The organism is Geodermatophilus sp. URMC 63, from assembly GCF_053502565.1.
This window is the reverse complement of the sequence record NZ_CP199956.1, coordinates 4,192,015-4,205,809: the sequence shown is the minus strand read 5'-3', so window position 1 is coordinate 4,205,809 and position 13,795 is coordinate 4,192,015. Positions and strand designations below refer to the sequence as shown.

Genomic DNA, 13,795 nt, shown 5'->3' with positions numbered 1-13,795 from the left:
CCGACTCTAGGCGCCGGATGCGACTCCGGCCGGTTCCCGGCGCGGCCCGCCGCTCAGGACGCCGGAGCCCCGCCGTCGGTGCCGCCGCCCGCGCCGTCGGCCGGGCCGGTCTGGGGGCCGCTGCCCTCCCCCGAGCCGCCGGTGCCGCCTGCGGTGTCGGGGGCGGCCGGGTCACCGAGGCCGGCCGGGGTGCCCGGCTGCGGCGCGCTGGGGGCGTGCGCGTGCGTGGCGCCCTCGGGAGCGGCCTGGTCGGCCGACCGGTCGCCGAGCAGGCTCGCGAGGGCGGCGCCCACCACCCGGCGGAACGCCCGCTTGGGGCGGCGGCGGTCCAGGACGGCGACCTCGAGCTGGGCGGCCGGGAGCAGGCCCCCGTCCCCGTTGCCCCCCGACATCGCCGGGCTGACCGCCGACAGGGCCCGGACGCCCACCATCAGCGCCTCGCCCAGCGGCAGCCCCGGGCGGAATGCCTCCCGCAGGTGGTTGCTCACCGCGTCGGCCTGCCCGCCCATGACGACGAAGTCCGGCTCGTCGACGATCGACCCGTCGAAGGTGAGCCGGAACAGCTGGTCGCCCTCGGAGCTGTCGCCGACCTCGGCCACGCACAGCTCCACCTCGTAGGGCTTCATCTGCTGGGTGAAGATCTCGCCGAGGGTCTGCGCGTAGGCGTTGGCGATCACCCGGCCGGTGACGTCGCGCCGGTTGTAGGAGTACCCGCGGACGTCGGCCAGCCGGACGCCGGCCACCCGCAGGCTCTCGAACTCGCTGTAGCGGCCCACGGCGGCGAACCCGATGCGGTCGTAGAGCTCGCCGACCTTGTGCAGCGTCGCGCTGGGGTTCTCGGCGATGAACAGCACGCCGTCGGCGTAGGTGAGGACGGCGACGCTGCGACCGCGGGAGATGCCCTTGCGGGCGTACTCCGAGCGGTCGCGCATCAGCTGCTCGGGCGAGGCGTAGTACGGCATGGTCATGGCGGTCAGCCCTGTCCCTCGGCGGCGGCCCGCTCGTCGATGACGGTCCGGGCGACGCCGGCGACCTCGTCGTCGGCGAGGCGGACGGCGCCCTCGGCGTCGACCCGGTAGACGATCGGGTAGAGGCGGCGCACCGGGTCGGGGCCGCCGGTGGCCGAGTCGTCGTCGGCGGCGTCGTAGAGCGCCTCGACCAGGGTGCGGGTGGCCGCGTCGCCGTCGAGCCCGTGGCGCCAGGTCTTCTTCAGCGAGTTCTTGGCGAACAGCGAGCCCGAGCCGACGGCGGCGTAGCCGCGCTCCTCGTAGTTCCCGCCGGTGACGTCGTAGCTGAAGATGCGGCCCGGGGTCGCCCCGGGGGCGGCGTCGAGGTCGTAGCCGGCGAACAGCGGGACGACGGCCAGGCCCTGCAGCGCGGCGCCGAGGTTGCCGCGGATCATCTGGGCCAGGCGGTTGGCCTTGCCGTCGAGGCTGAGGGTGAGCCCCTCGATCTTCTCGTAGTGCTCGAGCTCGACCTGGTAGAGCTTCACCATCTCGATGGCGATGCCGGCGGCACCGGCGATGCCGATGACCGACCAGGAGTCGGCCGGGTACACCTTCTCGATGTCGCGGCTGGAGATGAGGTTGCCCATCGTGGCGCGGCGGTCGCCGCCCATGAGGACGCCGTCGGCGTAGGTGACCGCCACGATCGTGGTGCCGTGCGGGGTGAGGTCGCCGGCGTTCACCGCCGGGACCGGGCGCCTGCTGGGCAGCAGGTCGGGGGCCGCGGAGGCCAGGAAGTCGGTGAACGAGGAACCCACCCGGTCCAGGTAGGCGGGCGGGAAGCCGCTCCGACCGGTGTGCGACTGGGTCAACCCGTCCACCTCTCCGCCCCGCTGGGGGTGCTGATCGACGTGCCGCGGAGATCCCGCGGCGTCTGCCGCTGACCCTACCGGCGCGCCCGACGGCCCACCCGGGGCGCCGCGGGCGCCTCGCTCAGCTGCGGGACGGCGGCCGCATGGCGGCGAGGACGTCCTGCCGGGCCTCGTGGACTGCCACGTAGTAGGCCGCCGCGTGCCATGCGTCCGGGTCGTCCTTGACCTGGCCGAGCCCGCCGGTGCACCCGGAGCAGAGGAGTGCCCACACCTCCCCGGTGCGGTGGTCGTGGTCGACGTGCAGAGCCGGCGCGCGACGACAGATGGCACAGCGTCCACCCTGTTTCGCGAACATCGCGTCGACTTCCTCGGCGGTGATCCCGTACCGCCGCCTCAGGTGGTACGTGCTCGACCCGCCGATCTCGTCCTTGGACGCCCTGCCGCGGGCGTTGTGGCATGGTCTGCAGTACGAGTCCACGCCGCTGCTGGCAGCGGCGTTCCGTCCGAGAGACGACAGCGGGAGGACCATTCCACAGTCGGGACACCACTTGTGCCCCTCCGGAACGACGACGTCCCGCGGGTGGCGGCGTGCCGGCATCCCCACGCGCTCGTCACGGCTCCTGCGGTGGCGGCGCCGCGCGTGCACACGGCAGGAGGAGGCGAGACCGTCGCGAGAGTTCCGGTTCCTCGTGAACTCCGCGACCGGTCTCTCCTCACCGCAGTCGCGACAGTACTTGAAATTCATTCTCGCGCCCTGGAGAGGGCGCATGAACGGCTTTCACTGGCCCCCTTTTTGCACGTACGAACGGACGAATTCCTCTGCGTTCTCCTCGAGGACGTCGTCAATTTCATCGAGAATGGCGTCGACGTCCTCGGACATCTCCTTGTGCCGCTCGGCGACCTCGGTGTCGACCGACGCCTCGACCTCCTCGGTCTCCTCCCGAGAGCGGGTCGTCCGCTGCTGTCCGCCGGTGTCCCTGGTGGCCATGTGCCCTCCCCTGGTGCGCGCCGGGTGCGTGCTGCCGCCGAAGCTACCCGCAGGGACCGACACCTGTCGGCTGCGTACACCCGGTCACCACCCATCCACGCGCCGAGTTGGGGATAACGGCAGCGTCCACGTCAACCCGCTCCGCCGAGGCGGCCGAGCAGCGACGCCTTGATCGCCGGGCGGGAGCCGAAGACCAGCAGGAACAGCGCCTCCCGCGCCGTCCGCTCGGCGTCGCTGCCGGCGCGGACCGACCGGCTCCCCGTGGCCACCACCAGGGCGCCCGCGGCGCGGTGCGCCAGCGCGGCGGCCTGCGCCCGGGCCTCGGGCAGGTCCGCCGGCCCGGCGGCGTCGAGCCGGGCCCGGACGGCGGCCAGGTCCGCGTCCAGCGGTGAGGGCCCGACCAGCCGGGTGCAGCGCCGGACCAGGCCGAGCGCCAGCGACCCGTTGACCCGGAGGGTCGCCGCGTCCCCCGCCAGCAGCCCGGCCAGCGGGGCGCGGTGCACCAGCCGCTCGGTGGGGACGCGGTGCCCGGCCAGCCGCAGCTCGACCGTCGCGCTCGCCTGCACCGCGACCAGCTGCTGCCGCACCACGCCGAGGGTCGGACCCGCCACGGCGTCGACGAGCACGAACAGCACGTCCTCGCCGTCGCGGGCGGCCACCAGGACGACGTCGACCGCGCCCCAGCCGGTCACCCACGGGACGGCCCCGTCCAGGACGAGGTCGCCGGCGTCCGCCCGCACGGTGATCGCCGGCGGGCCCGGCCGCACGGCCGCCAGCAGCGCGATCCCGGCCCGCAGCCGGCCGGCGCAGAGGTCGGGCAGCCGGTCGGACAGCGCCGGCGGACGGTGCGCGGCCAGCCGGGACACCACACCGAGGTGCTGCAGCCAGACGAACGTCGTCGCCAGGTCACCGGCGGCCAGCTCCTCGACCACCGCGGCGACCGTCGCCACGTCGGCGGCCAGGCCCCCGGCCGAGCGCGGGCCGGTCAGCCCGTAGAGGCCGGCGTCGGCCAGGGCGTCGAGGTGCCCGCGCAGGAGGACGCCGCCGGCATCGACCCCGGCGGCCGCGGGCGTGAGCAGCTCGGCGGCCAGCCGCCCGGCGACGGCGACCGGGTCGGCCTCCTCCCGGGTCCCGCCGCCGACGTGCGGGTGGTGGGGAGGAGGAGGTCCGCCCATCAGCCGCCCGTGATCGTGTCGACCAGCTCCTGCGCCGACGACGTCGACTCGAACAGCAGGCCGACGTGCTCGCGCGTGCCGCGCAGCGGCTCCATCGTCGGGATGCGGACGAGGTTCTCCCGGCCGAGGTCGAAGACGACGGAGTCCCACGAGGCCGCCGCCACCTGCGCCGGGAACCGCCGCAGGCACTCGCCGCGGAAGAAGGCGCGGGTGTCGGCCGGCGGGGTGACGATCGCGCGGGCGACCTCGTCGTCGCCGAGCAGCCGCTGCATCGAGCCGCGCGCCACCAGGCGCTGGTAGAGGCCCTTCTCCGGCCGGACGTCGGAGTACTGCAGGTCGACCAGCTGCAGCCGCGAGTCGCCCCAGTCCAGCCCGTCGCGGGAGCGGTAGCCCTCCAGCAGGCGCAGCTTCGCCGGCCAGTCGAGCCGGTCGGCGCAGCGCATCGGGTCGACCGCGAGGTCGTCGAGCACCTCGGCCCAGCGGCGCAGCACGTCGGCGGTCTGCTCGTCGTCGGTGCCGGTGCGGTCGACGAAGCGCGCAGCCTGGTCGAGGTAGGCCCGCTGCACGTCGAGCGCGGTCATCCGCCGGCCGTCGCGCAGCCGCACCTGGGTGGTCAGCGACGGGTCGTGGCTGACCGCCTGCAGCGCCGCCACGGGCTCCTCGATCGACAGGTCCTCGGTCAGCGCCCGCGCCTCGATCATCGCCAGCACCAGTGACGTCGTCCCGACCTTGAGGTAGGTCGACAGCTCCGCGAGGTTCGCGTCGCCGATGATCACGTGCAACCGGCGGTACTCGTCGGGGTTGGCGTGCGGCTCGTCGCGGGTGTTGATGATCGGCCGCTTGAGCGTGGTCTCCAGGCCCACCTCGACCTCGAAGAAGTCGGCGCGCGAGGAGATCTGGAAGCCCTTGGTGCGGCCCTCGGGGCCGATGCCGACCCGGCCGGCGCCGGCGAAGACCTGCCGGGTCACGAAGAACGGGATCAGCCCGCGGATGATGTCGATGAACGGCGTGCGCCGGTCCATCAGGTAGTTCTCGTGCGCGCCGTAGCTGGCGCCCTTGCCGTCGGTGTTGTTCTTGTACAGCTGGATGGGCTGGGTGCCGGGGATCCGCGCGGCCCGCCGCGCGGCCTCGGCCATCACCCGCTCCCCCGCCTTGTCCCACAGGACGACGTCGCGCGGGTTCGTGACCTCCGGCGTCGAGTACTCCGGGTGGGCGTGGTCGACGTAGAGCCGGGCGCCGTTGGTGAGGATGACGTTGGCCATCCCCGAGTCCTCGTCGAGGTCGGTGTGGTCGAGGGCGTTGGCCGGGGAGAGATCGAAGCCGCGGGCGTCGCGCAGCGGGGACTCCTCCTCGAAGTCCCACCGCGGCCGGCGCCGGGTCGGGGCGTCGGCCACCGCCCAGGCGTTCACCACCTGGCTGGAGAGGGTCGTGGGGTTGGCCGTGGGCTGCCCGGGCACCGAGATGCCGTACTCGATCTCGGTCCCCATCACCCGGCGCACGCTCATGTCCCGAGACTAGGCGTCACTCCGGCGGCGCCCGCGGCGGCGTGTGCGGCCCCGCGCCGGCGGGCACGGGCAGCGCGCGGCGGCGGCCCGGCCGTCCCGCGGGACGGCCGGGCCACGGCTCGGGGAGGGACTAGAGGTACTGACCGGTGTTGGTGGCGGTGTCGATGGCGCGGCCGGAGTCGTTGCCCTTGCCGCTGATGAGCGTGCGGATGTAGACGATCCGCTCGCCCTTCTTGCCCGAGATCCGCGCCCAGTCGTCGGGGTTGGTGGTGTTGGGCAGGTCCTCGTTCTCCTTGAACTCGTCGACGCAGGCCTGCATGAGGTGGCCGACCCGCAGGCCGCTCGAGCCGGACTCGAGGCTCTCCTTGATCGCCATCTTCTTGGCCCGGTCGACGATGTTCTGCAGCATCGCGCCGGAGTTGAAGTCCTTGAAGTACAGGACCTCCTTGTCACCGTTGGCGTAGGTCACCTCGAGGAAGCGGTTCTCCTCGCTCTCGGTGTACATCCGCTCGACGGTGCGCTGGATCATCCCCTGGATGGTCGCCTCGGGGCTGCCGCCGTTCTCGGCCAGGTCGTCGGGCGAGATCGGCAGCGACGGCCGCAGGTACTTGCTGAAGATGTCGCGCGCGGCCTCGGCGTCGGGCCGCTCGATCTTGATCTTCACGTCCAGCCGGCCGGGCCGCAGGATCGCCGGGTCGATCATGTCCTCGCGGTTGGAGGCGCCGATCACGATGACGTTCTCCAGGCCCTCCACGCCGTCGATCTCGCTGAGCAGCTGCGGGACGATCGTCGACTCGACGTCGGAGGACACGCCCGACCCGCGGGTGCGGAAGATCGAGTCCATCTCGTCGAAGAACACGATGACCGGCGTGCCCTCGCTGGCCTTCTCCCGGGCCCGCTGGAACACCAGCCGGATGTGCCGCTCGGTCTCCCCGACGTACTTGTTGAGCAGCTCGGGGCCCTTGATGTTGAGGAAGTAGCTCTTGGCCTGCCCCTCCCCCTTCACCGCGGCGACCTTCTTGGCCAGCGAGTTGGCCACGGCCTTGGCGATGAGCGTCTTGCCGCACCCGGGCGGGCCGTAGAGCAGGATGCCCTTGGGCGGGCGCAGCTCGTACTCGCGGAACAGGTCGGCGTGCAGGAACGGCAGCTCCACGGCGTCGCGGATCTGCTCGATCTGCCGGGAGAGCCCGCCGATGTCGGAGTAGTCGATGTCGGGGACCTCCTCCAGGACGAGCTCCTCGACCTCGCTCTTGGGGATCCGCTCGTACACGTAGCCCGACCGCGACTCCAGCAGCAGCGAGTCACCCACCCGCAGCGGCTGGTCGGTGAGCGAGTCGGCCAGGTAGACCACCCGCTCCTCGTCGGTGTGGCCGATGACCAGCGCGCGCCGGGTCACGCCGTCGATCGGCTCGAGCAGCTCCTTGAGCATGACGACGTCGCCCTGCTTCTCGTAGCCGAGCGCCTCGACGACGTTCATCGCCTCGTTGAGCATGACCTCCTGGCCGGGGCGCAGGTCCTGGCCCTCGACGGCCGGGGAGACCGACACCCGCAGCTTGCGCCCGCCGGTGAAGACGTCGACCGTGCCGTCGTCGTGGCGGCCCAGGAAGACGCCGTAGCCCGAGGGCGGCTGGCCGAGCCGGTCGACCTCCTCCTTGAGCGTGACCAGCTGCTCGCGGGCGTCACGCAGCGTGCCGGTCAGCTTGTCGTTGCGCTCGGAGAGGAAGGCCGCCCGGCCCTCCGCCTCGGCGATGCGCTCCTCCAGCGCCCGCACCTGGCGGGGGCTGTCGGACACCTTGCGGCGCAGCAGACCGATCTCCTCCTCGAGGTAGGAGATCTGGGCGAGCAGCGCGGACACGTCTCGCTCACGCCGTGCTCGGAACTCGTCGGGACCATTACCAAGGCCGGGGCCCATCGCGCACCTCCGCACATCGGGGGGAGCCAGGAGGCAAATCTATACACGCCGACCGACAGCCCGCCCGGGGCTCGCGCAGACCGTGACACGCTCGTCACGTCACTCCCGCCCGCCGGCTCAGCCCTTGGCGGCGCGGCGCTGGCGGGCCGGTGCGACGACGCCCTCGGCCAGCCGGCGCGCGGTCACCAGGAAGGCGGTGTGGGCCACCATCCGGTGCTCGGGGCGCACCGCCAGGCCCACCGCGTGCCACGGCCGCACCAGCGACTCCCAGGCGTACGGCTCGGTCCACACGCCCTGCGCGCGCAGCGCCTCGACGTAGGTCGACAGCTGGGTGACGGTGGCCACGTAGCCGACCAGGACGCCGCCGGGCCGCAGCGCCGCGGCGACCGTGGGCAGCACCGCCCACGGCTCGAGCATGTCGAGCACGACCCGGTCGACGACCTCCTCGGCGGGGTGGTCGGCGAGGTCGCCCAGGCGCAGGTCCCAGGTGCCGGGGACGGCGCCGCCGAAGAAGGCGGACACGTTGCCGCGGGCGACGTCGGCGAAGTCCTCGCGGCGCTCGTAACTGGTGACCCGGCCGTGCTCGCCGACCGCGCGCAGCAGCGAGCAGGTCAGCGCGCCGGACCCGGCGCCGGCCTCCAGGACGCGCATGCCGGGGCCGATGTCGCCGTTGCCGACGATCTGGGCGGCGTCCTTGGGGTAGATCACCTGGGCGCCGCGGGGCATGGAGAGGACGAAGTCGGCCAGCAGCGGCCGGAACGCCAGGTAGCCGGTGTTGGCGGTGGAGTGCACCACCGAGCCCTCCGGCGCCCCGATGAGGTCGTCGTGGGCGATGGCGCCGCGGTGGGTGTGGAACTGCTTGCCGGGCGTGAGGACGACGGTGTGCAGCCGGCCCTTGGGGTCGGTGAGCTGCACCCGGTCGCCGGCGACGAAGGCCCCGGGCACCGTCGGAGGACCCTCCTGCCCCCCACCGCTCGCACGCTCGCGGCGGGCCCCTGCAGGAGGGCCGTCCTCGGTGACGGGGGCGGCACTCGTCGCGTTCTGGCTGGGCTCGGGCTGCGGGTCCACGGGCGGCCAGCCTAGGCGAGCGGCAGGACGGGTCCGTCCGGCGCGGGTGCCGCGGAACTGTCGGAGGGGCGACCTAGCCTCGAGGGCATGACGGCGATGGCGCAGCACTCGGCGCAGGGGGACGTCGCGCAGGAAACGGCGCGGGAGGAAGTGGCGCAGGACCCGGCGCGGAGGGACGTGGTGGACACCGACCCGGCCGCGCAGCGGGCGCCGCGCCGGCCGTCGCTGTCGCCGAGCCGGGCGGCGGACTTCAAGACCTGCCCGCTGCTCTACCGCTTCCGCACCATCGACCGGCTGCCGGAGAGGAAGAGCGCCGCGGCGGTGCGCGGCACGCTGGTGCACGCCGTCCTCGAGCGGCTCTACGACCTCCCGCCGGCCGAGCGCACCGTCGACGCCGCGCGCGGTCTGGTCGGGCCGGCGTGGGAGGAGCTGCGGGCCGACCCGGAGGTGGCGGCACTGTTCACCGCCGGGGACGACGGCGCGCCCCCGCCGTCGCTGGAGGGGTGGCTGGCCTCGGCCGGGGAGCTGGTGGAGACCTACTTCTCCCTGGAGGACCCCACCCGCATCCAGCCCGAGGGCCGCGAGGAGCTGGTCGAGGTCACGCTGCCCGACGGGCTGCTGCTGCGCGGGTACGTCGACCGCCTCGACGTCGCCCGCAACGGGGCGCTGCGGGTGGTCGACTACAAGACCGGTTCGATGCCGCGCGAGGCGTTCGAGTCCAAGGCGCTGTTCCAGATGAAGTTCTACGCCCTGGTGCTGTGGCGCACCCGCGGCGTGGTGGCCAGCCAGCTCAAGCTCATCTACCTCGGCGACGCCGACGCGCTGACCTACGCCCCCGACGAGGGCGAGCTGGTGCGCTTCGAACGGACGCTGCTGGCCATCTGGGCGGCGATCGAGCGGGCCGTGGCCACCGGCGACTTCCGCCCCAACCGCACCCGGCTGTGCGACTGGTGCGACCACCAGGCGCTGTGCCCGTCCTTCGGCGGCACGCCCCCGCCCTTCCCCGCCGAGGCCGCCGCCGCGGCCGGCTGGCCGACCCTGCCGCTGGTCGAGCGCGACTGAGCCGCCCGGGACCGTCCGGTCCCGGGCGGGTGCCCCGGGGCACCGCGGCTCCCCGCGGGTCCCCGGACGAGGCGCCCGGAGCCGGCTCAGGCCCGGGCGGCGGCCGGGGCGCGGGCGGCGAGGACGGCGGCGAGCCCGCCGAGGCCGAGCCCGGTCAGGGTGTCCCGCAGCACCAGGCCCGGCGCGGGCGACAGCGGCTGCAGCGAGGGCACGCCGAGCACCGCGGCGCCGGCGGCCAGGCCCGCGGCCACGCCGGCGGCGGAGTCCTCCACCACGATGCAGTCGGCCGGGTCGACACCGAGGGCCGCGGCGGCCTGCCGGTAGGGCGCCGGGTCGGGCTTGCGCGCGGGCACCTCGTCGCCGCAGACGGTCAGGTCGAACGGCGGCACGTCGGGGAAGTCCCGCTCGAGCTGGGCGAGGACCAGGTCGGCCAGCCGCCGCGGCGTCGTCGTCACCAGGGCGGTGGGCACCGCCGCCGCCCGCAGCTCGGCCAGCAGCTCGCGCGCGCCCGGCCGCCAGGGCACCCCGGCGGCCAGCAGCTCGGCGACGGTGTCCTCGACCCAAGCCGCGTCGGCCTGCCACGCGGCCTGCCGGTCGAGGCAGAGGTCGGCGTAGAGCACGCCCAGCGCCGTGCGCATGCTGGTGCCGACGGTGGCCTCCCGGGCCGGCCGGCTCAGCTCGCCGCCCAGCCGCCGGGCGAGGGCGAACAGCGCCGTCCCCCAGTGCTGCTCGGTCTCCACGAGGGTGCCGTCCATGTCGAACAGCACCGCCCGCGGCGTCGCTGCCTGTGCTGCCCGGGTCTCCACCACCTCCACGGTAGGAGCGTGACCGAGCCCACCGCCGCTCCCGGTCACGAGACCTCCAGCAGCCGCAGGTCGCGCAGGTAGCCGCCGGTGCCGCCGCGCACCCGGGCCGCCGCCGGGCGCAGCGCGACGGCCACCGGCCGCAGCCCGAAGCGCACCGGCGCCGGCCACACCGGGCGCCGCGGCAGGACGGGGCGCCGCACGGAGGAGCCCTCGACGCCCAGCACGAGGACCGCGGCCACGCCGGCCGCCAGCGCGACCGTGCCCAGCGCGGCGGGCAGCCCGGCGTGCTCGGCGAGGAACCCGATGACCGGCGGCCCGCCGAGCAGGCCGGTGTAGCCGACCGTGGTCGACAGCGCCACGCCGCTCGGGCCGCCGAGCGCACCGGCCCGCGCGATGGCCAGCGGGAAGACGTTGGCCAGCCCCAGCCCGACGAGCACGAACCCGGCGAGGGCGACCGGCAGCGACGACGTCGTGACCGCGGTCAGCGCGCCGGCGGCGGCCAGGGCGGCACCGCCGGCCAGCAGCCGCCGCTCCCCCAGGGCCAGCACCAGCGGGCCCCCGGCCAGCCGGGCCAGGGCCATCGCCGAGGAGAAGCCGGCGTACCCGGCGGCGGCGAGCAGCGGCGTCGCGTGCAGGTGCTCGCGCAGGTGCAGCGCGCCCCAGTCGGACAGGGCGCCCTCGCCGTAGGCCGTCGCCCCGGCGACGCCGCCGAGCACGACGAGGACGGCGGTGGGCCGACGGCCGGCCGGCGGCCCACCGCCGTCCGCCGCGCCGGTGGGGTCGGGGACGGCGTCGGCGCAACGCAGCACCGGCGCCGCCCACGCCATGACGGCCAGGCCGAGCAGGGCGACGGCGGCCAGGTGCACCGCGACGCCGGTCGTGGCCGAGGCGAGGCCGCCGAGCAGGGCGCCGAGCAGGCCGCCGGCGCTGAACGCCGCGTGCAGGAGCGGCAGCAGCGGCCGGCCGGCCCGGGCCTGCACCTGGACGCCGACGCTGTTGGCCGCGACGTTCACCGCCCCGGTGAGGCCGCCGAAGACGAGCAGCGCGGCGCACAGGGCGGGCACCCCGGAGGCCAGGCCGGGCAGCACGGCGCAGGCGCTGACGCCGGTCCCGGCCAGCGCGGCGGTGCGACCGGTCCCCAGCCGGGTGCAGAGGCGGCCGGTGACCTGCATGCAGGCGAGCGCGCCGAGCGAGAGGCACAGCAGCGCGACGCCCAGCGCGGCGGAGCCGGCGCCGGTGGCGGCGCTGACGTCGGGCACGCGGGCGGCCCAGCTGCCGAACACGAAGCCGTCGAGGCCGAAGAGCACCGCGACCGCGGTGCGCAGCCGCGCGGCCGACGACGGGGCGGGCGGGGATCCGGACCGGACGTGGGCACGGGAGGGCAGGGTGAGGGGCATCGGAGGACCTCAGGGGGGACAGCGCGCCGCCGCGGACGGCGGGCGGGGGGTCGGGGAGCACACGACCTCGGGCGCCGTCCTCCACGGTGCCAGCTGCAGGTCAGCGGCGTGTGTCGACACGGTTCCGGTCGCCGTGAGCGTGCCCACGCGCCCGCCCCAAACCGTGTCCTGCGTCCCTCCTGTCCCATCCATCGCCCGGCCCGCACGCCGCGGCGCCCCGGCCGGCCACGAGGGCCGGCCGGGGCGCAGCGGGGTCCCTGCCTAGGGGACGAGGATCGCCCGGCCCCGGACCTTCCCGACGTCGAGGTCGCGCAGTGCGTCCACGGCCCGGTCGAGCGGGTACTGCTGGGTGTGCAGGGTGACCTCGCCGGCCTGCGCGAGCACCATCAGCTCGGCCAGGTCGGTGTAGGTGCCGACGATGTTGCCCACGATGTTCTTCTCGCCGGCGACGAAGTCCAGCGTCGGGATCCGCAGCTCGCCGCCGTAGCCGATGACGTAGTACGAGCCGGCGGGGCCGGTCATGTGCCAGCCGTCCATCTCCGCGCCCTGCTCGGCGACGAAGTCGAAGACGACGTTCGCCCCACCCCCGGTCAGGTCCTGCACCGCCTGCACGTGGTCGCCGTCGGCGACGACGGTCTCGTCCGCGCCGATCTGCCGGGCGAGCTCCAGGGCGTCGGGGTTGCGGTCGACGACGACGACCCGGGTGCCCGACAGCGCGGCCAGGCACTGCACGCCGATGTGGCCGAGACCGCCGGCGCCCAGTACGACCGCCGTCGTGCCCGGGTACAGCAGCGGCAGGGCCTTGCGCACGGCGTGGTAGGCGGTGATGCCGGCGTCGGCGAGCGCGGCGACGTCGGCGGGGTTGGTCGACGGGTCGAGCGTGACGCAGGCGCGGGCCGTGGTGCGCAGGTACTCGGCCATGCCGCCGTCGTTGTTCGACAGCCCGGGGAAGAAGGCGTTCACGCACTGCATGTCCCGGCCGGCGCGACAGGGCATGCACAGGCCGCAGCTGGGCTGGGGGTGCAGGATCACCGTGTCCCCGACGGCGACGTTGGTGACCCCCTCCCCCACCTGGTGCACCCACCCGGCGTTCTCGTGCCCGATCACGTAGGGCAGGTCCGGGTTCTGCAGGTCGGCCCACTGGCCCTCGAGGATGTGCAGGTCGGTGCGGCAGACCCCGGCGCCGCCGACCTTGACGATGACGTCGAGCGGACCCTGGACCTGCGGTTCGGGGATGTCGTCGATGGAGGGGTCGACGTGGTACTCGTGCACGCGGACGGCCTTCACGGGTGGGTTCCCTTCGAGACGGTGAGCGGGAGCAGGGGGCGGTCCTCGGGGCGGGGGGTCTGGTCGGCCTCCGACCCCGGGTAGCGGGTGGTGAGCAGGCCCCGGCAGAAGTGCGCGTTGCCGTCGACGGAGATGCGCACCGAACGGGCCCGGCGCAGCATCGTCTCCGCCTGCGCGGGGTCGGGGCGGGTGCCGTCGTCGTGCACGAGCACCGGCGCCGCGTCGTCCACGGGCAGGCCGAGGGTGGCCCGCCGGCGCAGCAGCGCGCCGGTGGTGTGCTCCCCCGCCGGCAGGTCGCCGAGGGTGAGCGCCGCGACGTCCACCGTCGGGTCGCTGCGCAGCAGCGCGGTGAGGGCCCGCTCCATCGCCGCGGTGTGCGCCTTGCGCTGGAAGGTCGCCCGCAGCGCGTCGAGGGACTCCTCCGCCTCGTGCCTGAAGGTGCCCCGGTAGCCCAGCCCGGCGGCCATGCCGCGGTTGATGAGGTCGGAGTCGTGGTGGTCGTCGAGCTCGACCACCACCGAGTCCACCCCCGGGACGGCGGACACCGCGTCGTGGGCGTCGGAGACCATCAGCCAGGCGAAGTTGGGCGCGCAGAACGAGGTGGGCAGCCGCAGGTGCACCTCGACGGCAGCACCCCCGCCGGCGGCGCCCGAGACCGACACCGAGCGGACGAAGCCGACGTCGGTGATCGGCTCGTCCAGCTCGGGGTCGACGACGGTGCCCAGCGCGGCGCGCACCTCCGCCTCGGTTCCGGTCAGGTCGGGGAGGACGGCGGTCAT

Annotated in this window: 13 protein-coding genes; 1 reads left to right on the top strand and 12 read right to left on the bottom strand. The window is 74.8% G+C overall.

Annotated elements, in window-relative coordinates; all coding sequences use genetic code 11:
* Positions 1–53 precede the first annotated feature (53 nt).
* From prcA to ACWIZO_RS20465, 8 genes are all read right to left on the bottom strand, one after another.
* Positions 54–968: a proteasome subunit alpha gene (gene prcA / locus ACWIZO_RS20500; RefSeq protein ID WP_448639476.1), complete on the bottom strand. Its 915-nt coding sequence runs from the start codon at positions 966–968 to the stop codon at positions 54–56.
* Between the two features lie 5 nt (positions 969–973).
* Complete coding sequence (gene prcB, locus ACWIZO_RS20495) at positions 974–1,816, bottom strand: proteasome subunit beta (RefSeq protein WP_448639475.1); 843 nt, start codon at positions 1,814–1,816, stop codon at positions 974–976.
* Positions 1,817–1,937: 121 nt separating this feature from the next.
* On the bottom strand, positions 1,938–2,561 hold the full coding sequence (locus ACWIZO_RS20490) for an endonuclease VII domain-containing protein (protein ID WP_448639474.1): 624 nt from the start codon (positions 2,559–2,561) through the stop codon (positions 1,938–1,940).
* Positions 2,562–2,594: 33 nt separating this feature from the next.
* Positions 2,595–2,804, bottom strand: a complete 210-nt coding sequence (locus ACWIZO_RS20485) for a ubiquitin-like protein Pup (protein ID WP_446760577.1) — start codon at positions 2,802–2,804, stop codon at positions 2,595–2,597.
* Positions 2,805–2,935: 131 nt separating this feature from the next.
* Positions 2,936–3,979 carry an acyl-CoA dehydrogenase family protein gene (locus ACWIZO_RS20480; protein WP_448639473.1) on the bottom strand — a complete coding sequence of 348 codons (1,044 nt, stop codon included), beginning with the start codon at positions 3,977–3,979 and terminating at the stop codon, positions 2,936–2,938.
* Positions 3,979–5,484, bottom strand: a complete 1,506-nt coding sequence (gene dop / locus ACWIZO_RS20475) for a depupylase/deamidase Dop (protein WP_448639472.1) — start codon at positions 5,482–5,484, stop codon at positions 3,979–3,981. The genes ACWIZO_RS20480 and dop overlap by 1 nt, the downstream gene beginning before the upstream one ends.
* 130 nt (positions 5,485–5,614) lie before the next feature.
* Positions 5,615–7,339: a proteasome ATPase gene (arc, locus tag ACWIZO_RS20470; protein WP_448639471.1), complete on the bottom strand. Its 1,725-nt coding sequence runs from the start codon at positions 7,337–7,339 to the stop codon at positions 5,615–5,617.
* 174 nt (positions 7,340–7,513) lie between these two features.
* On the bottom strand, positions 7,514–8,341 hold the full coding sequence (locus ACWIZO_RS20465) for a tRNA (adenine-N1)-methyltransferase (RefSeq protein WP_448639470.1): 828 nt from the start codon (positions 8,339–8,341) through the stop codon (positions 7,514–7,516).
* Positions 8,342–8,551: 210 nt separating this feature from the next.
* Here ACWIZO_RS20465 and ACWIZO_RS20460 point away from each other — a divergent pair, with 210 nt between their 5' ends.
* Positions 8,552–9,526, top strand: a complete 975-nt coding sequence (locus ACWIZO_RS20460; RefSeq protein WP_448639469.1) for a RecB family exonuclease — start codon at positions 8,552–8,554, stop codon at positions 9,524–9,526.
* A gap of 86 nt (positions 9,527–9,612) precedes the next feature.
* Here ACWIZO_RS20460 and ACWIZO_RS20455 read toward each other — a convergent pair whose 3' ends face one another.
* The 4 genes from ACWIZO_RS20455 to ACWIZO_RS20440 all read right to left on the bottom strand — a co-directional run bounded on the left by ACWIZO_RS20455 (position 9,613) and on the right by ACWIZO_RS20440 (position 13,795).
* The gene (locus tag ACWIZO_RS20455; protein ID WP_448639468.1) at positions 9,613–10,341 is read right to left on the bottom strand and encodes an HAD family hydrolase; all 729 of its coding nucleotides are present in this window, start codon (positions 10,339–10,341) and stop codon (positions 9,613–9,615) included.
* A 35-nt stretch (positions 10,342–10,376) separates the two neighbouring features.
* A complete protein-coding gene (locus ACWIZO_RS20450) occupies positions 10,377–11,729 on the bottom strand; it encodes an MFS transporter (protein ID WP_448639467.1) in 1,353 nt (450 codons plus the stop codon).
* Between the two features lie 261 nt (positions 11,730–11,990).
* On the bottom strand, positions 11,991–13,016 hold the full coding sequence (locus ACWIZO_RS20445) for an NAD(P)-dependent alcohol dehydrogenase (RefSeq protein ID WP_448639466.1): 1,026 nt from the start codon (positions 13,014–13,016) through the stop codon (positions 11,991–11,993).
* The gene (locus ACWIZO_RS20440; protein ID WP_448639465.1) at positions 13,013–13,795 is read right to left on the bottom strand and encodes an iron-sulfur cluster assembly protein; all 783 of its coding nucleotides are present in this window, start codon (positions 13,793–13,795) and stop codon (positions 13,013–13,015) included. The genes ACWIZO_RS20445 and ACWIZO_RS20440 overlap by 4 nt, the downstream gene beginning before the upstream one ends.

What these genes read in the sequence shown, in the direction of transcription:
- ACWIZO_RS20450 (WP_448639467.1), bottom strand. Translation starts at nt 11,729, where the DNA reads ATGCCCCTCACCCTGCCCTCCCGTGCCCACGTCCGGTCCGGATCCCCG.
- dop (WP_448639472.1), bottom strand. Translation starts at nt 5,484, where the DNA reads ATGAGCGTGCGCCGGGTGATGGGGACCGAGATCGAGTACGGCATCTCG.
- ACWIZO_RS20490 (WP_448639474.1), bottom strand. Translation starts at nt 2,561, where the DNA reads ATGAATTTCAAGTACTGTCGCGACTGCGGTGAGGAGAGACCGGTCGCG.
- prcA (WP_448639476.1), bottom strand. Translation starts at nt 968, where the DNA reads ATGACCATGCCGTACTACGCCTCGCCCGAGCAGCTGATGCGCGACCGC.
- ACWIZO_RS20480 (WP_448639473.1), bottom strand. Translation starts at nt 3,979, where the DNA reads ATGGGCGGACCTCCTCCTCCCCACCACCCGCACGTCGGCGGCGGGACC.
- ACWIZO_RS20485 (WP_446760577.1), bottom strand. Translation starts at nt 2,804, where the DNA reads ATGGCCACCAGGGACACCGGCGGACAGCAGCGGACGACCCGCTCTCGG.
- ACWIZO_RS20440 (WP_448639465.1), bottom strand. Translation starts at nt 13,795, where the DNA reads ATGACCGCCGTCCTCCCCGACCTGACCGGAACCGAGGCGGAGGTGCGC.
- ACWIZO_RS20460 (WP_448639469.1), top strand. Translation starts at nt 8,552, where the DNA reads ATGACGGCGATGGCGCAGCACTCGGCGCAGGGGGACGTCGCGCAGGAA.